A 21,341-nucleotide genomic window follows, 5' to 3' on the forward strand; every position below is an offset into this window, starting at 1 on the left:
TCATGGTCACACCGGGGAGGCGACGCCGAGCGCGACCCGGTCGTGCGGGACGGCCGCGAAGCGCTGCCCGGGGTAGCGCAGACCCGCGAAGTACGCGTTGACGTGCGCGACGATCTGCTCGCCGCCGACCCAGACCCCGGCGAGCCACGCCCCGGTCGTCGTGTGGCAGTCGGCCACGAGCGTCACGTCGTACCCGGCCGCTGCGGCGGACTGCCCGAGCGTGCGCACGCAGTAGTCCGACTGGGCCCCGGCGAGGACGAGGTGCGTCGTCCCGGTGCGGGCCAGCACGGACTGCAGGTCCGTGCCGGCGAACGCGTCGCGGTACGCCTTGTGGACGCGCGCCTCGCCGGGCAGCACGACGAGGTCGGGGTGCAGCCGCCAGCCGTCGCTGTCGCGTGCGAAGTCCTGCTCGTCCTGCACCCACACGACGGGCACGCCCTCCGTACGGGCGCGGGACGTGAGCGCGTTCGTGCGGGCCAGCACGCCCTCGACGTCCACGCACTGCGGGAGGACGCCGACCTGGAGGTCGACGACGAGGACGGCCGTGCGCGGTGTGGTAGCGCTCCCATTCACACGGTCGATTGTCCACGAACGGGCGACGTGCGCGAAATCGGCACACCGGGACGACCGCGTCGTGCGGGCGCACGGCGCGGCGGCGACACGGCCTCAGGACGCGACGGGCCGCAGCTCGACGACGTCGCCCGGCCACATGATGGTCCGCACGAGACGGGCGAGGTCCTGCACGTCGTCGGTCTCGACGACGTAGTAGCCGCCGAGCTGCTCGGCGGTCTCCACGTAGGGGCCCTCGGTGACCGTCACGTCGTCGAGCTCGCCCCGTCCGTCGTCCGCCGCGGGGGTCCTCCGGACGACGAGCGCCGACGCGGCGGCCTGCAGCTCCTCGCCACCGACGACCACGTGACCACGTCGGGCGCACTCCTCGGCGAACGCGCCGTGGTCCTCGTAGGCAGCCGCCCGCGTCTGCTCGTCGGCGGCGTCCCACGCGGCCTCGTCGCCGCGCAGCAGCACCACGTACCGCTGGCTCATGTCGTCCCTCCGTCCCCGGGCGGGCCGGCCCCGTGCCGGCCGCGGGCCGGCGTCGTCCTCGTCCGGCTGCCTCGTCGCCCTGATGACGCGCGACGGGTGCCGAGATCGACAGTGTCAGCCGAGGAACACCTGCGCGCAGAGCGCGCCGCGCGGGCCGTCGACGCACGCGACGCCGATGGACGTGAAGTCGGGCGACAGGAGGTTCGCGCGGTGGCCGGGCGAGGCGAGCCACGCGTCGACCGTGGCCTGGGCGGTCGGGTAGCCGAGCGCGAGGTTCTCGCCGACGGTCCGCCCGCCGCACGCCGTCAGGATGGGTCCGAGCGGGTCGTGCTCGAAGCGGTTCTCGGCGACGAGCAGGGACGCGCGCGCGAGCGCCTGCTCCTGCGCGCAGGCGGAGGTGGCGAGGTCGGGCAGGCCGGCGGCGCGTCGGGCGACGTTGCCGAGCGTGACGATCTCGGCGTCGATCGACTGGGGCGCGGTGGCGGCCGGTGCGGGCGCGGGGACCGGCACGGTGGTGGCCGGCTGCGGCGCGGCCGCCCCGTCGGTGTCGTCGGGGGCGTCGGGGGCGGGGGCCGGCTCGGCGGGCGTCGCGGGCGGTGCGGCGTCGGCGGTCGGCGTCGGGGTGGGTGTCGGCGTCGGTGTGCCGGTGGGCGACGCGGCGGTGCGGTCGCCCGAGCGGCTCGCGGTGTCGGCCTCGCGCAGGTCGAGCTCCGCGGCGAGGCGGACCTGCTCGGCGTCCTCGGCGGCGCCGGGGCCGGCCAGGAGGGTCGGGGCGGCGAACGCGGCGGCGGCGAGGCCGGAGGCGACGACGAGGGTCTCGACGGCGAGACGGCGGCCGCGTCGCGGGCGGCGACGAAGCTCCCTCCGACGCAGGTCACGGCGTCGCGGCGGCGGGGGGAGCGGGGTCACGGCAGGGACGTTATCGGATCGTGACCTGGTCGCGCACCCTCGAGCAGGTCGTGCGTCCATCTCGCGAGGCCCCTCGGGTGCGGGCGGCGGCGGCGTCCCCCCGGGCGCCCGTCCTGTCCCGGCCTGGACGTGTTCGGGCTGATTGCGCTTTCCGGTCCGGTGTGGCACGTTGTGCGAGGACCGCGAGAAACCGGTTTCTCGCTCGAGTCCCGCACTCGCGTCCCGAGACGAAGGAGTCTCATGCGCACCACGGCCCACCCCTCCCTCCGCATCGGCCAGGTCACCGCCGCCGTCGGTCTGGCCGCCGTCCTCGGCCTCGCGGCCGGCCCGCCCGCCTCCGCCCAGCCCGGCCCGGGACGGCCGGCCTCGGTCGCCCCCGGCGCGGTCGCACCCGCCGACGCGCCACGCGTCGCCGCCCCCGGGCCACGTCCCTCGCCCTCGCCCGCCGAGCCGGCGCGTGACCTCGGTCGCGAGGTCCTGCCCGCCGGCGACGGGTGGGCGTCGTGGTCCGGCACCACCCGGCCCGACGGCGTCGCCCGCACCGCCGCACCGACGACGGGCGGTGCCGCAGCGGCCGCCGCGGACGTCTACGTCGTCGACACGTGGCAGGAGCTGCGTGACGCGCTCGCCGGCAGGCCCGGCGGCACGCAGACCGACGCGCGCCGCAGCACCGTGCCGCGCATCGTCTACGTGCGCGGCACGATCGACGCGTGGCAGCGACCCGACGGCAGCCGCGTCACGTGCGCCGACCTGGAGCGGCAGGTCACCGTCGAGGGCACGGGTGCGCCGTTCGCGATGAGCGACTACGTCGCCGCGTTCGGCCCCGGCGTCGACCCGAGCGGGCCGCTCGAGACCGCGCGAGTCGCGGCCGCCGCGCTGCAGGTCGCCCAGACGCTCCAGCACGTCGGGTCGAACGTCACGATCGTCGGCGTCGGCGACGACGCCCGTCTCGTCGGGGCGTCGCTGCGGGTCCGGGACGCGAGCAACGTCATCGTGCGCAACCTCACGCTCTCGGACGCGTACGACTGCTTCCCGCAGTGGGACGCCAACGACTCGGGCGGCAGCTGGAACTCGGCCTACGACAACCTCTCGGTCTGGACGTCGACGAGCGTCTGGGTCGACCACCTCACGCTCGACGACGGCGAGCACCCGCCGAGCGCGCTCGACACCGTCTACGGGCGCCCGTTCGAGGTGCACGACGGCCTCGTCGACATCACGCACGGCTCGGACCTCGTGACGGTGTCGCACAACGTGCTGCGCGAGCACGACAAGACGTCCCTCGTCGGCTCGTCCGACTCGCGCACGCAGGACCGCGGCCAGCACCGGGTCACCTACCACCACAACCACTGGATCGACATCGGCCAGCGCGCGCCACGCGTGCGGTACGGCGACGTGCACGTCTACAACGAGCTGTACGAGCAGACGAAGCCCGCGCTCTACCCCGACGGCACCGGCTTCCAGTACTACCTCGGTGCCGGGCGGGAGAGCAGCATCGTCGCCGAGCAGAACGCCTTCGAGCTGCTGCCGGCGACCGACCCCGCGAAGATCCTCGCGGGCTGGGGCGGCACTCAGGCGAGGGTCACGGGCTCGCTCGTGAACGGCGAGCCGTTCGACGTGCAGGCCGCCTACGGCGCGACCGCGGCGACGCCCCTGTCGAGCGACGTGCGCTGGGACCCCGCCGCCGCGTACGCGTACACCGCGCAGCCTGCCGCCGAGGTGGCCGCGACGGTGCGGGCACAGGCGGGGGCGGGGGTGCTGCCGTCCGGCACGCCGGTGTCCGACCGTGCGCCCGACCGGTTCCGGCTCGCGCACGACAACGGGCGCGACGGCCTGCACGACGGCGAGTACACCCTCACCGCGACCCTGTGGTGGGGGAGCAACGGCACCGTCGCCAAGCTCTACGAGGACGGCGTGCTCGTCGACGCCGCCTGGCTGCAGGGCACGTCGCCGGGGCGCCAGCAGGTCACGTTCGACGTCACCGGTCGCACCGACGGGGACCACGTCTACGTGGTCGAGGTCCTCAACCCGTGGGGCTCCTCGACGTCGGCGCCGCTCACGGTCCGCGTCCGTGACGCCGCACCCGCGAAGGCCGTGCTGCGGCACGACGACCGGGACGGCGACGGCACCTTCACGGTGACCGCGAGCCTGTGGTGGGGCACCAACGCGGACACGTACGTGCTCTACCGCGACGGCGTCGAGGTCGACCGGCAGGCGCTGACCCCGGCCACCCCGCACGCCCAGCACGTGTCGAGCGCCGTCACCGGCCTTCCTCCCGGCTCGTACGTCTTCACCGCGGAGCTGTCGAACGCCGCCGGCACGACCGCGACGGCGCCGCTCACGGTCACCGTGCGGCGCTGACCGGCGCTGACCGGCGCCGACCGGCGCCGACCGGCACTGACCGGCGCTCACCGGCGCTGGGCGGCGCTGACCGGCGCTCACCGGCACTGACCGGCACTGACCGGCGTTGAGCGGCGGTCCGGTGCACGGGACGGGCGAGGACCATCGTCCCCGCCCGTCCCGTGCGCCCGGCCCTACTGTCGACAGGGACGGGCCCGACCGACGGAGGCCGACCCCGTGACCCACCGGAGGTGGAGGGCATGGCCTCGATGCGCGACGAGCTCGAGCAGCGCCGCGACGGCATGTGGACGGGCGCCTACGTGTCCCTGCTGCTCGTCGTCCCCGGGCTCTACGGCGTCGTCCTCGCCCCCGGGCTGCTCCTCAAGACGCTGGTCGTCGGCGTCCTGATGGTCCTCACGCTCGTCGGGTACGTGCTCGCGACGTGCGCGCGCGGGCTCGAGGAGGTCCTGGAGGAGACGGGGACGGCCGCGACCACGACCGAGGCGGGCGCCGACCAGGCCGACGCCGCCTGAGCCCGCGCCGCCACGATCCTCGGGTGCGGGCGGTCAGCGGCCGCCGACGGCCTCGACGAGCCGGTCCACCAGCTCCGCCTGAGCGGCGACCACCACCCGCCGCGCCTCGTCGGGCGCGAACCACGCCGCGCGGTCGATCTCCGGCACCTCCAGCCGTCTTCCCGACCCCGGCGGCCACTCGACCTCCACGAGGTTGCTGCGCGCCCCCGTCTCGTCGAAGGATCCCTCCCGGGCCCAGGCCCGCACGACCTTCCCGCCACCCTGGCGGACCGTGCCGAGGTCCAGGTCCTCCACGGGCGACGCGGGCGGCGGGGTGCCGAGCTCCTCCGTGAACTCGCGCACCGCCACGGCGTGCAGGTCCTCCTCACCCGGGTCCGGCTCACCCTTCGGCACGGACCACGCACGCTCGCGGCGCGCCCAGAACGGCCCGCCCATGTGCCCGAGCAGCACCTCCAGGCCCGCGTCGGTGCGGCGGTACAGCAGGAGCCCGGCGCTCGTGCGTGGCACGGGTCAGCCGCGCCCGAGCGCGTCGATCGCCGCCATCTCGTCCGCGGTCAGCTCGAAGCCGAGGGCGCCCAGGTTCTCCTCCAGCCGGTGCTGCTTCGTCGACTTCGGGATCACGACGACGTCGTGCTGCACGTGCCAGCGCAGCACGACCTGCGCGGGCGTGACGCCGTGCGCCCGGGCCGCGTCCGCGATCGGCGCCGCGTCGAGGTCGGTCCGCTTGAGCGGGCTGTACCCCTCGACGACCACGCCGCGCTCGCGGTGCGCCGCCAGCAGCGCCGGGTCGTGGTCGACCGGGCTGTACGGGATCTGGTTCACCGCGGGCGCCTCGCCGGTCGCCGCGATCAGCTCGTCGATCTGGGCGACGGAGTAGTTCGACACCCCGATCGAACGGACGTGGCCCTCGTCGCGCGCCTCGACGAAGGCACGCCACGTGCTGGGTGTCGCCTGCCTGTTCGGCGGCCAGTGCACGAGCCACAGGTCGAGGTGGTCGGTGCCGAGCGCGGCGAGCGACTCCATGAGCGTCTGCCGCTCGCGGCCGACGTGGTCCGGCGGGAGCTTCGTGGTGACGAACACGTCGTCGCGGTCGACGTCGATCGTCGCGAGCGCGCGGCCGACCTCGTGCTCGTTGCCGTAGCCGGTCGCGGTGTCGACGTGGCGGTACCCGAGCTGCAGGGCTGCGACGACAGCCCGCTCGGCGTCGCCGCCCTCGGCCTGCCAGGTGCCGAGTCCGAGGACGGGGATGGCGCCGCCGGGCAGCGCGAGGGTGGGGACGGGAGGCGTGCTGGTCATGCCTCCCATCCTCGCCCGGCGTCACGGCCGTCGCGCGGGATGCGCAGGACCTGCGCGTTCGTCGCGGGGCCTCGTCGCGCCGTACGCTGCCGCCGCCCGCCCCGGTCGAGTCGTGCGCCGCCGACGTCCACGGAGGCCGTCGTCACCGGAGCCCTGCATGTCGACCCTCGCCCCGCCGCCCCCGGGCGCGCCCGCGCCCGCCGTCCTCGCCGCCGTCGCGCCGCAGGGGCCGGACGTCGCCGGGCACCGCCCGGTCGCGCCCGACGCCCGGCCGGGAGTCGTCGCGGACCCGCTGCCGCTCCCGCGGGCCGGGTGGGGCGCCGCGGACGCCCTCGCGGCGCTCGAGGAGGCGCGGCTCGTGCTGCCGGTCGCCCCGGACGAGCCCGAGGTCGTCTCGGTGCTGACGACCGTCGTCCTGCGGCTCGGCGACGACGCGGTCAAGGTGTACCCGCCGGGCACCGACGCGGCGCACCTTGGTGCCGTCGCGACCGCGCTCGACGGCTCCCGGCGCGGGCTCCTGCCGCGGCAGGCTCCCGTCGTCACGTCGTCGGGCGTCGTGGTCGTCTCGCCGTGGCTCGCCGACGCGCGGCCCGCCCGGTGGCCCCGGATCGGTCGGGCGCTGCGCCGGTTCCACGACGACCACACGGACGCCGATGTTCCGGCGTGGGTCCCGCTGCGCCGGCTCGACGGGTTGCTCGACGCGCTCCCGGACGACGCGGCGGCGGTGCTCCTCGACGCGCGGGCCGCTCTGCTCGACGCGGTCGCCTCGGCCGGCACGGAGCTCGGCACCGGCGCGGTGCACGGTGACGTGTCGCCGGGGAACGTGCTGCGCTCGCGCGGCCGGACGTGGCTCGTCGACCTCGACTTCGTCGCGCGTGGCCCGCTGGAGTACGACCTCACGAGCGCCGCGCGGCGGTTCGACGCGGGCGAGCTCGACGACGTGACCTACCTGCGGTTCTGCCGCGCGTACGGGCACGACGTCCGCGGGTGGGCGGGCCGTCCCGTGCTCGACGCGGTCGCGGAGCTGGGCGGCGTGCTGTTCCGGCTGTGGGACGACCGGCAGCGGGGCGTCGGGTCGCCGTGGCTGGGGGCGGCCGTCGGGCGGTGGCGCACGCCGCTGTGACCGGCGCGGTCAGCGCGTGGTGCGGGCACCGCCGTTGACGTGCACGGTCTGCCCCGTGAGGTGCCGGGCGTCGGCGGACGCGAGGAACACCACCGTGCCGGCGACGTCCTCCGGCGTCGCGGGCCGGCCGAGGCTCGTGCGCCCGACGAGGGTGCGGCGGCGCTCGGCGTCCAGCGGGCCGCCGAACAGGTCGGTGCCCTCGACGTAGCCGGGCGCGACGGCGTTGACGGTCACGTCGCGCGGCCCGAGCCGCTCGGACAGGCCGACGCTCCAGGCCTGCAGCGCGGCCTTCGCGACGGAGTACGGGTTGCCCGCGTACTCCGCGCCGATGGACCCGACGGAGACGACCGCACCGCCGGCGCGGAGGCGGTCCTCGAGCGCGGTGACGACGAGCACCGCGCCGACGAGGTTGACCGCGAGGCCGCGGTGCCAGTGGGCGGCGACGTCGGCCAGCCCGGCGCCGGCGGGTGGGGGAGGGCCGACGAAGCCGCCGGCGTTGTTGACCACCACGTCGACCGCGTCGAGGTCGTCGCGGAGCGTGCCGACCGACTCCGGGTCCTCGAGGTCGAGCCGGATGCCGCGCGCGCCGACCTGCCGCGCGGTCGCGGCGACGTCCGGCCCGCGGCCGGTGACGAGCACGTCGTCGCCCAGCGCGACGAACCGCGCCGCGGTCGCGCGCCCGATGCCGCGCGTGCCGCCGGTGATCAGCACCTGCCGGGCCATGGGGACCTCCTGCTACGTTTAGACCTAAATGATCTCACCACGCGAGGAGAGCACATGGCAACCACGCGGCCGGACGCCCGGGCCGTCGCGGACGCGTGGCGCCGGGAGCTGCCGGGCGTCCCCACGCGGTCCGTCGCCGTGGTCTGGGCCGTCAAGACCGTCGCGTCCGAGCTCCGACGGGCGCGCGAGCGCGCGCTGCACGCGCAGCAGGTCGACCCAGCCACGCTCGACCTGCTGAGCACGCTCCGCCGGTCCGGCTCGCCCTACACGCTGACGACGCGCGCGCTCGCGGAGCGGTGCCTCGTGAGCGCCGGCGCGGTCTCGCAGCGAGTCGCCCGAGCCGAGGAGGACGGGCTCGTCGTCCGCACGCCAGGTCCGGGCCGCAGCGTCGAGGTGGCGCTGACGGGCGCCGGCCACCGCGTCGTCGAACGTGTCGCGCAGCACGTGCTCGACGCCGACGACGCCCTCACCGCGGCGCTCACGGACGACGAGCTCGGCACGCTCGAGGCGCTCCTGGGCCGCTGGGCGGACGCGATCCGCGGGCCCGCGACCGCCGGGCGGCGCCCCGACGCGTGACGCCCGGCAGGTGGCGCCGCGAGGGTCAGACCGGGCGCCCTGCGCCCGCCGTCGCGCCCGGCGCGGGCAGGGCCCGGAGCCAGTCGGCGAACGCCGCGTTGTTCACCGTCTCCCGGCGACGCGACTGCACGTGCGCGAGCGCCTCGGCGCCCGTGAGCCCGAGCGCCTCCCGCACCACCAGGGTCGCGACGAGTCCCGAGCGGTTGCGCCCGAACGTGCAGTGCAGGAGCACCGCACGGCCCTCGCGCAGCAGCCCGGCGACGAGCGACGCGAGCCCCGTGACGAGCGGCACGTCGACGTCGTCGCCGTCCACGAGCGCGCACTTGACGTAGGCGAGCCCGTCCGTGGCGCCGTCGGGCGCGTACGTGCCGGCGTCGGCGAGGTCCACGACCACGTCGACGCCCGTCTCGCGCACCCACCGGAAGTCGACCGGGCAGCCGCCCTGCCAGAACCCGGGCAGCAGCAGGGTCGGCGGGTCGGCGGGCCGGACGCCGTCGAGGTGCACGGCGTCGGCGGTCGTCGAGGCGTCGGACGTCGCCGAAGGTGCGGGAGGTGTCATGTGCAGCAGGCTAGGCAGGTCGTCCGGCTGCCACCCGTCGAGCCCCGCCCCGCGGTCCCGGGCGTGCGCCGGGCCGTCCTGGCCGCGGCCCCGGGATGCGTCGCCGACGAGGCGCCCAGGGACCGCGGCCTCACCCGCTCGGGCGGTCGCGGGCGCGCTCGATGCGTTCGTACACTTGTTCGATGGTGCGGGAGGTCGACTGGTCGAAGTGGCAGCGGACGCCACGGGGGTGGATCCGTGTGCCGCCGGCCGGGTGTCCCGCCGGGCACCGCTGGACGACGAGCGGCCCCGGGCGGCCGTCGGAGCGGTTCGTCACGTGCGGCTGCACGGTCGACCGGCACCACACGCTGTGGGTCTGCCCCGCGTGCGGGATGCACTGCGCGGAAGGCTGTCGTGACGTCGCGATGTGGGCGGGGACGACCGTGTCCGTGGGCGTCACGGTGGACCGCCGGGGCTGCGTCTGAGTGTCCGCAGACGCGTCCCGCCGACGCGTCCCGCCGACGCGTCCCCGCCGAGCCGCGCTCGCCCGGCCCGCCCCGTCCGCCGATACTGGCCGGGTGCGTCCGCGTCCGCGGCTCCTGGTGCTCGCGCTGCTGCCCGTCGTGGCCGCAGGGTGCGCGCCGGCGCCTGCGCCCGCGCCGCCGACGGTGACGGTCGCGCACGCCCCCGCGGCCAAGGCGGCCGCGCCGAGCCCCGTCGCGCCGCCCCCCACGCCGACGCCGACCCCCACGCCGACCCCCACGCCGGCCGGACCCGTGTTCGTGGGCACGGTCGACGCGCTCTCGCCCGAGGTCGTCACGCGCATGGCGGCCTCGTGGCGCCCCGGCTGCCCCGTGCCGCTCGAGGACCTGCGGTACGTCACGGTCACGCACCACGGGTTCGACGGCGAGGTCGTGCAGGGCGAGCTCGTGGTCCACGCGGACGTCGCCGACGGGATCGTCGGCGTGTTCCGGACGCTGTTCGAGGTCGGGTACCCGATCCGCTCCATGCGGCTCGTGGACGACTTCGGGGCGGACGACGACGCGTCCATGGCCGCCGACAACACCTCGGCGTTCAACTGCCGGGCGATCACCGGCGGCACCGGCTGGTCGGAGCACGCGTACGGCCGCGCGATCGACGTCAACCCGGTCGAGAACCCCTACGTGCGGGGACGGCACGTCGCGCCGTCGGCGGGGCGGGAGTTCGCGGAGCGGACCGCGCGGCCCGGTGTGATCCTTGCGGGCGACGCCGTCGTGCAGGCGTTCGCCGCCGCGGGGTGGCGGTGGGGCGGCGACTGGTCGTCACCGGTCGACTACCAGCACTTCTCGGTCACGGGTCGCTGACGCGGGGCGGGTCCGGGTCCTGGTCGGCGGTCCCGACGACCGCGAGCTCGACGAACTCGTCCACGTGCAGCGCCCGCAGGGCGAGGCGCACGACGCGGGGCACCAGGCGGGCGCCCGCGTCGCCGCGCAGCCGCACCGGGTCGTCGAGCACGAGCACCCGTCCGCGCTGCACGAGCCGGGCGCCGCCGGCGGCGTCCACGTTGCTCAGCCACTGCACGTGCGGCCCGTAGGTGAGCGCGACGACCACGCCGCGGCGCGTGCGGAACGCCATGACGGGCGTGCGGTACCGCCGGCCGGACGTGCGGCCGACGTGGTGCAGCGTCGCGAGCGGTGGCACCCGGTCCGAGACCGCCCCGAGCACGGGGTTGGTGACACGCCGGTTCACGCGGGTGACCCACATCGGGATGGGCATGCAGTCGACCGTACCGAGGGACGCGGGAGGCGGCGCGCGGGGCGGCGGCGGCCGGGTGGCCGGTCGGCGAGGGCGCACCGTAGGCAGGGCGCGGCGCGTGCGCGACCCGGCGGCCCGGCGTGTCGCGACCGGTCTCGCTGGGCGGGACCCGAGTTGCCTCGCGGTGCCGGCGGTGCCCACGGTGGAGGTGTCCGCAACGCGCTGCCCCGGTCCGCCGGGGTGGCGTCCCGGCCAGGAGAGGAGCACCCGTGCTCACCATGACCGAGAACGCCCGCACCGCCGTCCGGACCCTCACCGAGCGGGCCGGCCTGCCCGACGAGACCGGTGGTCTGCGGATCGCCGAGCAGGAGGCGGGCGGCTTCGAGCTCGCGCTCGTCGCCGCACCCGTGCCCGGGGACGACGTGGTGGCCGAGTCCGGCGCCCGCGTCTACGTCGACCCGCTCACGTCGCAGACGCTGTCCGACCAGCGCCTCGACGTCGAGCCGACCGGCGCAGGGTCGAGCTTCACCCTCACCCCGCAGTGACCGCCCGGGCCGCTGGTCGGCCCGGAGCCAGGACCCGGTCCCGTCGCGCCCGCCGCCCCCCGCGGGCGCGGCGGGGCCGGCCGGGTCGCCGGTCGACGGGCACGACGTCGGCCGGCCACTGACGGCGTCGGCGGGCGGGAGGCGTCACTCCCGTCCCGCCGACGTGCGTGCGCGGCGACGCGCGCTCAGTGCGGGGCTGCCTGCGGCGCGGCGAGGGCCTTGCCGACCGTGAGCAGGAGCTGACCGACGACGTCGTGCGGCGGTGTCGTCGCGGCCCGCAGCTCGCTCCACGCGAGGTAGAGCGCCGCCCACACGGTGCCCTGCACCCAGCCCGGGGTGAGGCGCGGGTCGAGCGAGCCGTCGGCCAGCCCGCGCGCGCACGCCCCGTCGAGCGCGGTGGTGAAGCCGTCGGCGGGCTCGCACGAGTCGAGCGGGACGACGTCCGTGAACAGCAGCGTGAGCAGGTCGCCCAGCTGCAGGCACTCCTGGCAGGCGCGCAGGATCGCGTCGAGCCCCGGACCCTCGTGGAGACGGGCGCGGGCGGCGACCTCGGTGAGGCGGGTGCCGGCCTCGTCGGCGACCGCGGCGAGCAGGTCGCCGCGCTCCGGGAAGTAGCGGTGCAGCGTGGTGCGTCCGACGTCGGCGGCGTCGGCGATCTGGGCGAGGCTCGCGCCCGTGTCGCGCGCGAGGGTGCGGACCGCGGCGTCGAGGATCGCGCGCCGCGTGCGGCCGCGCGTGCCGCCGACGAGGTCCGTGCTCACGGCGCGACAGTACCACCGTGTTCCGGTGCGGAATGATGGTTGACCGATGTGGAACACCGGTGTTCCACTGGTGCCATGCCGCCGACGACCGCCACCGACGACCCGACCGCCCCGAGCGACCCGCCCGCACCCGCGGCCGGACCCGCCGCCGACGACCCCGCGCAGGCCCTCCCGCGCGGCGAGCGGCTGCGCATCCTCGTGTCCTTCGCGCGTCCGTACAGCCGGACCCTGCTCCTCGGCCTCGTGCTGGGCCTGGCCGCCACCGCGATGGGCCTCGCGACCCCGATGGTGACCAAGTGGGTCCTCGACTCGCTCACCGGCTCGCAGGACATCGCGGCACCCGTCGCGGTGCTCGTCGGGCTGCTGCTCGTCGGGTCCGTCGTGGGGCTCGCGCAGTGGATCCTCATGGGCACCGTCGCGGAGCGGATCGTCTACGACGCGCGCCGCTCGCTCGTCGAGCACTTCCTGCGCGCGACCGTCCCCGCGGTCACGCGCCGCCCCGTCGGCGAGCTCGTGACGCGCACGACGTCCGACACCGTGCTGCTGCGGGAGGCCGCGTCGTCGAGCCTCGTCAGCCTCGTCAACGGCGTGGTCTCGCTCGTCGGCACGCTCGTGCTCATGGCCGTGCTCGACCTCGTGCTGCTGAGCACGACCATCGCGTCGATCGTCGTGGTGGGCGCGGTCATGGCCGTGCTGCTGCCGGGGATCGGGACCGCGCAGCAGGCGTCGCAGGAGTCGATGGGGCGCCTCGGCGGCACCCTGGAGGGCACCCTGCGCGCGGTCCGCACCGTGAAGTCGAGCCGCGCCGAGGGGCGCCAGGGCGAGCGCATCCTCGCCGACGCCCGAGGGGCGCGCGACCACGCGATCCGCGCGGTCCGGACCACGGCCGTGGCGTGGACGGTCTCGTGGGGCGGCATCCAGCTCGCGATCGTCGTCATCCTCGGCCTCGGCGCGTGGCGCGTCGCGGATGGGCTGCTCGCGGTGTCGAGCCTCGTCGCCTTCCTCCTGTACGCGTTCAACATCGTCGGCCCCATCACCGAGCTGACCCAGAGCTTCACGCAGCTCCAGTCGGGCATCGCCGCGGCCGCGCGCATCCGCGAGGTCACGCAGATGGAGACCGAGGACGGCCCCGTCCCCGCCGCGCGGGTGGGGGCAGCGGCCGTCGACGGCGTGCGCGCCCGCGTCGCGCTCCCGGCCGGGGCGCCCCCGGACGACGTGCCCGTCGTCGAGCTGCGGCACGTCACCGCCGCCTACGGCCCCGACGCGCCGCCCGCGGTCCGGGACGTGTCGTTCGCCGTGCCCCGGCACGGGCACACGGCCCTGGTCGGACCGTCGGGGGCGGGCAAGACCACGGTGTTCTCGCTGCTGCTGCGCTTCCTCGAGCCGCAGGACGGCACGCTCCTGCTCGACGGCGTGCCGTTCGCCGAGGTCGGGCACGACGCGCTGCGCGCGCGGTTCGCCTACGTCGAGCAGGAGACACCGATCGTGCCCGGCACCATCCGCGAGAACCTGCTGTTCAGCGCCCCGGAGGCGACGGACGAGGAGGTCGGGCAGGTGCTGCGGGCGGTGCGGCTCGACGGCGCGTTCGACGGACTGCCCGAGGGGCTCGACACGTCCCTGTCGTCCACGTCGGTCTCGGGTGGGCAGCGGCAGCGGATCGCGCTGGCCCGCGCGCTGCTGCGGCGCCCGGACGTGCTGCTGCTCGACGAGGCGACCGCGCAGGTCGACGGCCTGACGGAGGCGGCGGTCCACGACTGCATCCGGGCCGCCGCGCGCACGGGCGCGGTCGTGACGGTCGCGCACCGCCTGTCCACGGTGGTGGACGCCGACACGATCCTCGTCATGGAGGAGGGCCGGGTCCGCGCGAGCGGCACCCACGAGGAGCTCCTGGCGCAGGACCCCCTCTACCGCGACCTGGTCGAGGCCCTGCGCATCGGCGTCGAGCTCCCGTCCCGCACCGCGTCCTGACGCACGGACGCCGAGACGGCGGGGTCGCCGTCTCGGCGTCGTCAGGGGCGGGCGGGGTCAGCCGCCCAGGAGGTCCTCGAAGGAGGGGACCGCGTCGTACAGGCCCGCGGGGGCCGACGGCTCGCGGTCGGCGACCTCCTCCGCGAGCTGGCGGCCGGCCCGGCGGATGCGGTCCGGCAGCGGGTTGACGCGGTCGCTGCCCGCGTCGGCCCAGTCGTCGGTCGCCGCGTAGACCGCGGTCGGCACGACGTCCGCCCGCAGGTAGGCGAACAGGGGCCGCAGCGCGTACTCGAGCGCGAGCGAGTGCCGTGCGGTGCCGCCCGTCGCGCCGAGCAGCACGGGCCGCCCGACGAGCAGGTCCTTGTCGAGCACGTCGACGAAGGACTTGAAGAGGCCGGAGTACGACGCCGAGAACACCGGCGAGACGGCGATCAGGCCGTCGGCCCGTGCGACCGTGTCGAGCGCGGCGCGCAGCGGCCCGGACGCGAACCCGGTGAGCGTCATGTTGACGACCTCGTGCGCGAGGTCGCGCAGCTCGAGCGTCTCGACGTGCGCGGTGATGCCGCGCTGGGCCAGCTCGGCGACGGTGGCGTCGGCGAGCCGGTCGGCCAGCAGGCGGGTGGACGAGGGCTGGGACAGCCCGGCCGAGACGACGACGATCGAGCGGTCGCTCATCGTGTCCTTCTTCCTGTGCTCGTGGTGCTGCGGGTGGTCCGGGTGCTTCGGGTCGGTGCCGTCGGGCTCAACGCGCGACGGCGTCCGCTGCTTCCACGTCGTCCTCGGCGGTCCGGCCGGTCCAGCGGTCGGCGGCGGCGGGCGACGCTGTGGGGGACTGCCCGGCGGCGCGGGCGGCGGCGACGCGCTGCGCGTGCGACGGCGGGTCGGAGGGCACGTGCGCGGGGCGGACGGCCTCGGCCTCGCGGCGCAGCACGGGCACGATCTCCTCGGCGAGGAGGTCGATCTGCTCCAGGACGGTCTTGAGCGGCAGGCCGGCGTGGTCGACGAGGAACATCTGCCGCTGGTAGTGGCCGACCTGCTCGAAGAACTTCCCGTACCGGTCGATGACCTGCTGCGGCGAGCCGACGGTCAGCGGGGTCTCGCGCGTGAACTCCTCCATCGACGGGCCGTGCCCGTAGACGGGGGCGACGTCGAAGTAGGGGCGGAACTCGTCCCACGCCTTCTGGGAGTCCTTGCGGACGAACACCTGGCCGCCGAGCCCGACGATCGCCTGGTCCGCCTGGCCGTGCCCGTGGTGCTCGAAGCGCTGGCGGTAGAAGTTCACCATCTGCGCCGTGTGCTCCATGGGCCAGAAGATCGCGTTGTGCAGGAACCCGTCGCCGTAGTACGCGGCCTGCTCGGCGATCTCGGGGGAGCGGATCGAGGCGTGCCACACGAACGGCGCGACGCCGTCGAGCGGGCGCGGGGTCGAGGTGAAGCCCTGCAGCGGGGTGCGGAACTTGCCGGACCAGTCGACGACGTCCTCGGTCCACAGGCGGCGCAGCAGCGCGTAGTTCTCGATCGCGAGCGGGATGCCCTGACGGATGTCCTGGCCGAACCACGGGTAGACGGGCCCGGTGTTGCCGCGGCCGAGCATGAGGTCCATGCGGCCGTCGGAGATGACCTGGAGCATCGCGTACTCCTCGGCCAGCCGGACGGGGTCGTTGGTGGTGATGAGGGTCGTCGCGGTGGACAGCAGGATGTTCTTCGTGCGGCCCGCGAGGTAGCCGAGCATCGTGGTGGGCGAGGACGGCACGAACGGCGGGTTGTGGTGCTCGCCGGTGGCGAAGACGTCGAGGCCCGCGGCGTCGGCGTGCTCGGCGATGGTGAGCATGTTCCGCACGCGCTCGGTGTCGTCCGGCGTGCGACCGGTGATCGGGTCCGTGGTGACGTCCCCGACGCTGAAGATCCCGAACTGCATGACGTGTGCCCCTCTCCTGCGGCTCCGGCCCCGGGCCGGAAGTTCATGCGTTTGCATGTACTGACGCGCTCAACCTGCCACCCCCTCCACCTATTCCCGCACGGACGACGCCCCACGGCGCGCCGGACGGGGGACCCCGAAAGGCCGCTTCCGGGCCCCGCGGTTACGGTGAAGACGTTGCCAAGCCGGAGCTGGGAGGTCCGACGAGCGTGTCCGACGACCAGGTGAGGGTGCTCGTCGTCGAGGACGACGTCGATACGGCCCAGTTCGTCCGAACCGTCCTGGAACGACGCGGAGGCATGGCCGCCACCGTCGTGCACGACCCGATGTCCGCGCTCGCCGAGGTCGCCGCGCGCACGTTCGACGTCGTCGTCACCGACATCCAGATGCCCGGCATGAGCGGTCTCGACCTGCTCGGCGAGCTGCGCGCCCGCGCCCCCGGCGTCCCCGTGGCCGTCATGACGGCGTTCGCGAGCGTCGACTACGCCGTCGAGGCGCTGCGCCGCGACGCCGACGAGTTCCTCGTGAAGCCCGTCGGCGCGTCCGTCCTGGTCGAGAAGATCGGGGCGCTCGCCGCCGAGGGCCGCCGTCGCCGCGAGGCCGCCGCGCCCACCGAGACCGTGCTCGCGGTGGGCGCGCACCCCGACGACGTCGAGATCGGGATCGGCGCGACGCTCGCGTCGCACCGCGCGGCAGGTGACGCGGTCGTCGTCCTCACGCTCTCCAGCGGCGCGATCGGGGGCGAGGTCGACGCGCGCCGGCACGAGGCGCTCGCCGCGGCCGCGGTCATCAACGCCCGCCTGTACCTGCACGACTTCGAGGACACGCGCCTCGACCCGGCCAACGGCCTCATCACGACCATCGAGGACACGATCCGCGAGGTGTCCCCGACGGTCGTCTACACGCACTCCGTGCACGACCGGCACCAGGACCACCGCGCCGTGCACCAGGCCGTGCAGGTCGCGGCCCGACGCGTGCCGTCGCTCGCGTGCTTCCAGAGCCCGTCCTCGACCGTCGAGTTCCGACCCGACACGTTCGTGCCCGTCGACGGGTTCGTCGAGACGAAGCTCGCGATGCTCGCCGCGTTCGAGTCCCAGGCGCACCGCGACTACATGGAGCCCGACCTGGTGCGCGCGACCGCGCGGTACTGGTCGCGGTTCGGCACCGGCCGCCACGCGGAACCGCTCGAGACGGTCCGCGTCGCGGCGATGCTGTCCCGCTCGGCCCGCGCCGCGGGCCTCAGCGCCGCCCGGGACGACGCCGCAGGCCTCGCCCACGACGAGACAGGAGGACACCGGTGACCCGAGTGCTGGTGACGGGAGCCGGCGGACCCGCCGGGGTGGCGGTGATCCGCTCGCTGCAGCGGCGCGGCGACGTCGAGGTGTTCGCCGCCGACATGGACCGCTGGGCGAGCGCGATCTACCTCGTGCCGGCCGAGCGGCGGCGGCTCGTCCCCGCGGGGCGCGCGCCCGAGTTCGTCGACGTCGTCGCCCAGATGTGCCGCGAGGACCGGATCGACGTGCTGTTCCCGACCGTCGACGTCGAGCTGCCCCGGCTCGCCGCCGAGCGGGACCGGCTCGCCGCCGACGGCACGCTGCTCGCGTCTCCCGCGCTCGGCACGCTCGAGACGTGCCTCGACAAGCTCGCCCTCGCGCGGGCGTGCACGCGGACCGTGCGGGTCCCGCGCACCGAGCTCGTCGGGACCCCGCAGGCGACCTCGGGCTGGGAGTTCCCCGTCATCGTCAAGCCGCGGCGCGGCGCCGGGTCGCGCGGGGTGCGGACCGTCTTCAGCGCCGCAGAGCTGGAGTCGGTGCACGCCGAGGAGGACCTGCTCGTGCAGGAGCTGCTGCCCGGCGACGAGTTCTCCGTCGACGTCCTCGCGGGCCTCGACGGCTCCGTCGTGGCGGCCGTGCCGCGCGCCCGCCTGCGCGTCGACTCCGGCGTCGCCGTCGCGGGCGTCACGGTGCACGACGACGACCTCGTCGCGACGGCGTCGGCCGTCGCGCGGGCCGTCGGCCTGACGACCGTCGCGAACGTCCAGCTCAAGCGCGACGCCGACGGCGTGCCCGCGCTGCTCGAGGTCAACCCGCGGTTCCCCGGTGCGATGCCGCTGACCGTCGCGGCCGGCGTGGACATGCCGTCGCTGACGCTCGACGCGGTGCTCGGTCGACCGCTGCCCGAGCACGTCGACTACGCCGAGGTCGCCAACGTGCGCTACCTCGAGGACGTGTTCCTGCCGCTCGCCGAGGTGCTCCCCGCGCCCCAGGTCACCCCCGAGACCGCGGACGCATGACCGGCCCGTCGCTGCGGGGCGACCACCACGTGCACTCGGCGTTCTCCGACGACGCCGTGAGCACACCCGCGGAGAACCTCGCCGCCGCACGCGCCGCCGGCCTCGACACCCTCCGCATGGTCGACCACGTGCGCGTCTCCACGTCGTACGTGCCGGACTTCCTCGCGGTCGTGCGCGGGCTGCCGCGCGTCGACGGCCTGCGGGTCCTCACCGGGGTCGAGGCGAAGGTGCTCGACGCGTCGGGCGCCGTCGACGCGCCGCCCGACGTCCTGGCGGCGCTGGGCCGGCCCGACGGGGCCGACCGCGTGCTCCTCGCCGACCACCAGTTCCCCGGTCCCGACGGACCGTGGAGCCCGCGCGTGGTGCTCGAGCACCTGGGGGCCGGGACGCTCACGCGGGCCGGCGCGGTCGAGACGCTCGTGACGGCGACCGCGCGCGCGGTCCGGCGTGCCGGGCGCGCACAGCTCGCGCACCCCTTCTCGCTGCTGCCCAAGATCGGCCTGACCGAGGACGACGTGAGCGACGAGCTGCTCGACGCGCTCGCGGAGGTCCTCGTCGCGACCGGCACGCCCGTCGAGGTCAACGAGAAGTGGCGGTGCCCCGGCGCGCGGGTCCGGGACCGGTGGGTGGCCGCCGGGGTCGCGCTCGTGGCGTCCACCGACGCGCACGTCGCCGACGACGTCGGGCGGTACGCGTGGCTGCGCGCGGAGCAGGCGTGAGCACGCACCGCCGTTCCGCCCCCGCGGCGGCCCACGACGTGGCGAGGTTCGGTGCGGTGCTCCGCACGACCGCCCGCGACAGCGGCCGGCTGCGCGGTGCCGCCCGCGAGGGCCGACGGGACGGGCAGGGTGAGGACATGGGCCGCGAGGCAGCCACGAAGGCGCGCAGCGTGCGGGGTGCGGCATGAGCCCGCGGGCGCTCGTCGTCGACGACGAGCCCGACGAGCGCGCGCTGCTCGCCACGCACCTGCACCGGATGGGCCTCGACGTGCGCGAGACCCGCAGCGCCGAGGAGGCGCTGTCCGACGACGCGAACCTCGACGTGGACGTCGCGTTCGTCGACCTGCGGCTGCCCGGCATGGGCGGCTGGGAGCTGGTCGAGGAGCTCCGCGCCCGGCGCCCGGGCCTGCCGGTCGTCGTGGTCTCCGTGCTCGACGCGCACGACTACCCGAACGTCGAGGCGGCGCTGCCCAAGCCGTTCGTCGGCGAGAACGTGCGCACGGCGCTCGACCAGGCGCTGCCGGGGTGGTCGCCGTGAACCGCCCCCGCGTGCCGACGGTCCCGGCCGGCGGGGCGTCGCGCGTCCTGCGCCGGTTCGCGTCGCGGATGGGGAGCGAGGCCGCGGTCGTGGAGCGGCAGCTCCCGTTCCTCGTGGTGTTCCTCATCGCGCTCCTGACGCTGCGCTTCCCCGGGATCCCCATCAGCCTGCCGTGGGCGGTGTGGGCCTCCGGCGGTGTCGCGGTGCTCATCGCGCTGCTCGCCCGCTTCGTGCCGTGGGCGGAGGCGCCCGAGTGGACGCAGGACGTGCTGCCCGCCCTGCAGATCGTCGCGATCGCGTTGCTGCGCGCGGGGACGGGCGGCACCGGGTCGATGTACACCACGATGATCTTCCTGCCGGTGCTCGCGCTCGCCGCGCAGCGCGGGCGACGCGGGATCGCCGTCGGGACGATCGGGGTGGGGCTCGCGATCGTGGTCCCCGCGGCGCTCGACCCCGACGTCCCCTTCTCGAACCTCGTGCTGCTGCGCAGCCTGTTCGTCGGGCTCGTCGCGTTCGTCATCGCCGTGACCGCGCACGAGGTCACCGAGCGCCTGCGGGCGCGCACCGAGGCGGTCGCGGTGATGCGCGACCGCGAGCAGGAGCTCCTGGAGCGGATGCGGGCCGACGCGTTCGAGCTCGCGCGCGTCGCGGATGCGCGCCGTGCCGCGCGCGACCAGCTCGTCTCGATCATCGACTCCGCGACGCAGCAGGCGATCATCGCGACCGACGCGACCGGGCTCGTCGAGGTGTTCAACGCGGGCGCGGAACGGCTGCTCGGGTTCGCGCAGGGCGACGTCGTGGGTCGGATGCGCATCACCGACCTCGACGCGGGCGCCGAGGTCGTGGCCCCGACGCCGGGCCGCGCACCCGGGTCCACGGCCGCGCGGCTGCTCGAGTCGATCGTCGCGCCCGACGGCAGCGGCGGCTTCCCGCGCGACCGCACGTACCGCCGGCAGGACGGGTCCGAGGTGACGGTCCAGCTCGCCGTGACGCGGCGGCTCGAGGTCGACGGCACCGTCGCCGGGTACGTCGTCGTCGCGACCGACGTGACCGCCGACCGCGAGGCCGCGCGGCTCAAGGACGAGTTCGTCAGCCTCGTGAGCCACGAGCTGCGCACGCCGCTCACGTCCGTCCTCGGCTACCTCGAGCTCCTGCTCGACGGCACCGACGAGCTGACCGAGGAGCAGCGCAGCTACCTCACCGTGATCGAGCGCAACGCGCGCCGCCAGCTGAGGCTCGTCGGCGACCTCCTGCTCACGGCGCAGGTCGACGCGGGCACGTTCGCCATCTCGCCGCGCCCGATCGACCTCGCGGACGTGGTGCGGGGGTCGGCGACGTCCCTGGGGCCCGTGGCGGAGCAGGCCGGGGTCGCGCTCGTCACGTCGGTCGCCCCGACGCCGGTCGTGGCGGACCCGGGCCGGCTCGCGCAGGTCGTCGACAACCTCGTCTCCAACGCCGTGAAGTTCACGCCGTCCGGCGGCGAGGTGCACCTCGAGGTCGCCCCGACGCCCGACGGCGGGGCGGGGGTGCTGGTGCGGGACACGGGCATCGGCATCGCCCCCGACGAGCTGCAGCGGCTCACCACGCGGTTCTTCCGGGCGACGTCGGCGACGCGGCGTGCGATCCCGGGCGTCGGGCTCGGGCTCGCGATCGCCCGCGCCGTCGTGGACGCGCACGGCGGCCGGCTCGACGTCGAGAGCACGCTCGGCGAGGGCACGACGTTCGTCGTCACGCTGCCGGCCGCACCCCCCGACCGCCCGGCCTGACCGCTCCCCCCGACCGACCT

The 21,341-nt window shown here is 75.8% G+C and carries 24 protein-coding genes; 13 read left to right on the top strand and 11 right to left on the bottom strand.

Translation table 11 applies throughout. The features are described 5' to 3' along the window. Window positions 1–6: 6 nt before the first annotated feature. The 3 genes from CELF_RS04020 to CELF_RS19370 all read right to left on the bottom strand — a co-directional run bounded on the left by CELF_RS04020 (window position 7) and on the right by CELF_RS19370 (window position 1,953). Window positions 7–573, bottom strand: a complete 567-nt coding sequence (locus CELF_RS04020) for an isochorismatase family protein (protein ID WP_013769973.1) — start codon at window positions 571–573, stop codon at window positions 7–9. A 93-nt stretch (window positions 574–666) separates the two neighbouring features. After that, on the bottom strand, window positions 667–1,044 hold the full coding sequence (locus CELF_RS04025) for a YciI family protein (protein WP_013769974.1): 378 nt from the start codon (window positions 1,042–1,044) through the stop codon (window positions 667–669). A 114-nt stretch (window positions 1,045–1,158) separates the two neighbouring features. Beyond that, entirely contained in the window at window positions 1,159–1,953 is a 795-nt protein-coding gene (locus tag CELF_RS19370) for a CAP domain-containing protein (protein ID WP_013769975.1), read from the bottom strand. 240 nt (window positions 1,954–2,193) lie between these two features. Here CELF_RS19370 and CELF_RS19375 point away from each other — a divergent pair, with 240 nt between their 5' ends. Together CELF_RS19375 and CELF_RS04040 are read left to right on the top strand one after the other, a co-directional pair. Beyond that, window positions 2,194–4,311, top strand: a complete 2,118-nt coding sequence (locus tag CELF_RS19375; RefSeq protein ID WP_013769976.1) for a pectate lyase family protein — start codon at window positions 2,194–2,196, stop codon at window positions 4,309–4,311. Between the two features lie 239 nt (window positions 4,312–4,550). Further along, complete coding sequence (locus CELF_RS04040) at window positions 4,551–4,823, top strand: hypothetical protein (RefSeq protein ID WP_013769977.1); 273 nt, start codon at window positions 4,551–4,553, stop codon at window positions 4,821–4,823. 33 nt (window positions 4,824–4,856) lie between these two features. Here CELF_RS04040 and CELF_RS04045 read toward each other — a convergent pair whose 3' ends face one another. After that, complete coding sequence (locus CELF_RS04045; RefSeq protein WP_013769978.1) at window positions 4,857–5,330, bottom strand: NUDIX hydrolase; 474 nt, start codon at window positions 5,328–5,330, stop codon at window positions 4,857–4,859. 3 nt (window positions 5,331–5,333) lie between these two features. Then, window positions 5,334–6,119: an aldo/keto reductase gene (locus tag CELF_RS04050; RefSeq protein WP_013769979.1), complete on the bottom strand. Its 786-nt coding sequence runs from the start codon at window positions 6,117–6,119 to the stop codon at window positions 5,334–5,336. Window positions 6,120–6,276: 157 nt separating this feature from the next. Between CELF_RS04050 and CELF_RS04055 the strand changes: the two genes are divergently transcribed. Further along, window positions 6,277–7,242, top strand: a complete 966-nt coding sequence (locus tag CELF_RS04055; RefSeq protein WP_013769980.1) for a phosphotransferase — start codon at window positions 6,277–6,279, stop codon at window positions 7,240–7,242. A gap of 9 nt (window positions 7,243–7,251) precedes the next feature. Here the strand turns inward: CELF_RS04055 and CELF_RS04060 are convergent, their stop codons facing one another. Further along, window positions 7,252–7,965, bottom strand: coding sequence for an SDR family NAD(P)-dependent oxidoreductase (locus tag CELF_RS04060; RefSeq protein WP_013769981.1), 714 nt, complete (start codon window positions 7,963–7,965; stop codon window positions 7,252–7,254). A 54-nt stretch (window positions 7,966–8,019) separates the two neighbouring features. Between CELF_RS04060 and CELF_RS04065 the strand changes: the two genes are divergently transcribed. Then, entirely contained in the window at window positions 8,020–8,541 is a 522-nt protein-coding gene (locus tag CELF_RS04065) for a MarR family winged helix-turn-helix transcriptional regulator (protein ID WP_013769982.1), read from the top strand. 25 nt (window positions 8,542–8,566) lie between these two features. Here CELF_RS04065 and CELF_RS19380 read toward each other — a convergent pair whose 3' ends face one another. Further along, window positions 8,567–9,100, bottom strand: coding sequence for a protein-tyrosine phosphatase family protein (locus CELF_RS19380; RefSeq protein WP_049791428.1), 534 nt, complete (start codon window positions 9,098–9,100; stop codon window positions 8,567–8,569). 557 nt (window positions 9,101–9,657) lie between these two features. On the opposite strand from CELF_RS19380, the gene CELF_RS04080 reads away from it, so the two are divergent. Next, window positions 9,658–10,422 (top strand): M15 family metallopeptidase, encoded by a 765-nt coding sequence (locus CELF_RS04080; RefSeq protein WP_197722523.1) that lies wholly within the window; start codon window positions 9,658–9,660, stop codon window positions 10,420–10,422. Here CELF_RS04080 and CELF_RS04085 read toward each other — a convergent pair. Continuing rightward, window positions 10,409–10,834 (bottom strand): nitroreductase family deazaflavin-dependent oxidoreductase, encoded by a 426-nt coding sequence (locus CELF_RS04085; protein ID WP_013769984.1) that lies wholly within the window; start codon window positions 10,832–10,834, stop codon window positions 10,409–10,411. The genes CELF_RS04080 and CELF_RS04085 overlap by 14 nt on opposite strands. A 257-nt stretch (window positions 10,835–11,091) precedes the next feature. Between CELF_RS04085 and CELF_RS04090 the strand changes: the two genes are divergently transcribed. Further along, window positions 11,092–11,358 (top strand): adhesin, encoded by a 267-nt coding sequence (locus tag CELF_RS04090; protein WP_212758833.1) that lies wholly within the window; start codon window positions 11,092–11,094, stop codon window positions 11,356–11,358. Between the two features lie 185 nt (window positions 11,359–11,543). On the opposite strand, the gene CELF_RS04095 is transcribed toward CELF_RS04090, so the two are convergent. Next, a complete protein-coding gene (locus tag CELF_RS04095; RefSeq protein WP_013769986.1) occupies window positions 11,544–12,119 on the bottom strand; it encodes a TetR/AcrR family transcriptional regulator in 576 nt (191 codons plus the stop codon). Window positions 12,120–12,194: 75 nt separating this feature from the next. On the opposite strand from CELF_RS04095, the gene CELF_RS04100 reads away from it, so the two are divergent. Then, the gene (locus CELF_RS04100) at window positions 12,195–14,087 is read left to right on the top strand and encodes an ABC transporter ATP-binding protein (protein ID WP_013769987.1); all 1,893 of its coding nucleotides are present in this window, start codon (window positions 12,195–12,197) and stop codon (window positions 14,085–14,087) included. Between the two features lie 57 nt (window positions 14,088–14,144). On the opposite strand, the gene CELF_RS04105 is transcribed toward CELF_RS04100, so the two are convergent. After that, the gene (locus CELF_RS04105; RefSeq protein WP_013769988.1) at window positions 14,145–14,762 is read right to left on the bottom strand and encodes an FMN reductase; all 618 of its coding nucleotides are present in this window, start codon (window positions 14,760–14,762) and stop codon (window positions 14,145–14,147) included. Between the two features lie 67 nt (window positions 14,763–14,829). Beyond that, a complete protein-coding gene (locus CELF_RS04110) occupies window positions 14,830–16,005 on the bottom strand; it encodes an LLM class flavin-dependent oxidoreductase (protein WP_013769989.1) in 1,176 nt (391 codons plus the stop codon). Between the two features lie 209 nt (window positions 16,006–16,214). On the opposite strand from CELF_RS04110, the gene CELF_RS04115 reads away from it, so the two are divergent. The 6 genes from CELF_RS04115 to CELF_RS04140 are packed head-to-tail and all read left to right on the top strand — an operon-like array spanning window position 16,215 to window position 21,321. After that, window positions 16,215–17,306 carry a response regulator gene (locus CELF_RS04115; protein ID WP_013769990.1) on the top strand — a complete coding sequence of 364 codons (1,092 nt, stop codon included), beginning with the start codon at window positions 16,215–16,217 and terminating at the stop codon, window positions 17,304–17,306. Beyond that, window positions 17,303–18,298, top strand: coding sequence for an ATP-grasp domain-containing protein (locus CELF_RS04120; protein ID WP_013769991.1), 996 nt, complete (start codon window positions 17,303–17,305; stop codon window positions 18,296–18,298). Before CELF_RS04115 ends, CELF_RS04120 begins: the two co-directional genes overlap by 4 nt. Continuing rightward, window positions 18,295–19,017, top strand: a complete 723-nt coding sequence (locus CELF_RS04125; protein ID WP_013769992.1) for a PHP domain-containing protein — start codon at window positions 18,295–18,297, stop codon at window positions 19,015–19,017. The genes CELF_RS04120 and CELF_RS04125 overlap by 4 nt, the downstream gene beginning before the upstream one ends. Continuing rightward, entirely contained in the window at window positions 19,014–19,205 is a 192-nt protein-coding gene (locus CELF_RS04130; RefSeq protein ID WP_013769993.1) for a hypothetical protein, read from the top strand. Before CELF_RS04125 ends, CELF_RS04130 begins: the two co-directional genes overlap by 4 nt. Beyond that, complete coding sequence (locus tag CELF_RS04135; protein WP_013769994.1) at window positions 19,202–19,555, top strand: response regulator; 354 nt, start codon at window positions 19,202–19,204, stop codon at window positions 19,553–19,555. The genes CELF_RS04130 and CELF_RS04135 overlap by 4 nt, the downstream gene beginning before the upstream one ends. Further along, the gene (locus CELF_RS04140) at window positions 19,552–21,321 is read left to right on the top strand and encodes a sensor histidine kinase (RefSeq protein ID WP_013769995.1); all 1,770 of its coding nucleotides are present in this window, start codon (window positions 19,552–19,554) and stop codon (window positions 21,319–21,321) included. The genes CELF_RS04135 and CELF_RS04140 overlap by 4 nt, the downstream gene beginning before the upstream one ends. The last annotated feature ends 20 nt before the right edge of the window (window positions 21,322–21,341 follow it).

The sequence above is a fragment of the Cellulomonas fimi ATCC 484 genome (genome assembly GCF_000212695.1).
Lineage (GTDB): Bacteria > Actinomycetota > Actinomycetes > Actinomycetales > Cellulomonadaceae > Cellulomonas > Cellulomonas fimi.

Excerpts from the sequence above, each read along its gene's own strand:
- CELF_RS04025 (WP_013769974.1), bottom strand. The coding sequence starts at position 1,044 with ATGAGCCAGCGGTACGTGGTGCTGCTGCGCGGCGACGAGGCCGCGTGG.
- CELF_RS19375 (WP_013769976.1), top strand. The coding sequence starts at position 2,194 with ATGCGCACCACGGCCCACCCCTCCCTCCGCATCGGCCAGGTCACCGCC.
- CELF_RS04040 (WP_013769977.1), top strand. The coding sequence starts at position 4,551 with ATGGCCTCGATGCGCGACGAGCTCGAGCAGCGCCGCGACGGCATGTGG.
- CELF_RS04050 (WP_013769979.1), bottom strand. The coding sequence starts at position 6,119 with ATGACCAGCACGCCTCCCGTCCCCACCCTCGCGCTGCCCGGCGGCGCC.
- CELF_RS04055 (WP_013769980.1), top strand. The coding sequence starts at position 6,277 with ATGTCGACCCTCGCCCCGCCGCCCCCGGGCGCGCCCGCGCCCGCCGTC.
- CELF_RS04060 (WP_013769981.1), bottom strand. The coding sequence starts at position 7,965 with ATGGCCCGGCAGGTGCTGATCACCGGCGGCACGCGCGGCATCGGGCGC.
- CELF_RS04065 (WP_013769982.1), top strand. The coding sequence starts at position 8,020 with ATGGCAACCACGCGGCCGGACGCCCGGGCCGTCGCGGACGCGTGGCGC.
- CELF_RS19380 (WP_049791428.1), bottom strand. The coding sequence starts at position 9,100 with ATGACACCTCCCGCACCTTCGGCGACGTCCGACGCCTCGACGACCGCC.
- CELF_RS04085 (WP_013769984.1), bottom strand. The coding sequence starts at position 10,834 with ATGCCCATCCCGATGTGGGTCACCCGCGTGAACCGGCGTGTCACCAAC.
- CELF_RS04090 (WP_212758833.1), top strand. The coding sequence starts at position 11,092 with ATGACCGAGAACGCCCGCACCGCCGTCCGGACCCTCACCGAGCGGGCC.
- CELF_RS04100 (WP_013769987.1), top strand. The coding sequence starts at position 12,195 with ATGCCGCCGACGACCGCCACCGACGACCCGACCGCCCCGAGCGACCCG.
- CELF_RS04105 (WP_013769988.1), bottom strand. The coding sequence starts at position 14,762 with ATGAGCGACCGCTCGATCGTCGTCGTCTCGGCCGGGCTGTCCCAGCCC.
- CELF_RS04110 (WP_013769989.1), bottom strand. The coding sequence starts at position 16,005 with ATGCAGTTCGGGATCTTCAGCGTCGGGGACGTCACCACGGACCCGATC.
- CELF_RS04125 (WP_013769992.1), top strand. The coding sequence starts at position 18,295 with ATGACCGGCCCGTCGCTGCGGGGCGACCACCACGTGCACTCGGCGTTC.
- CELF_RS04135 (WP_013769994.1), top strand. The coding sequence starts at position 19,202 with ATGAGCCCGCGGGCGCTCGTCGTCGACGACGAGCCCGACGAGCGCGCG.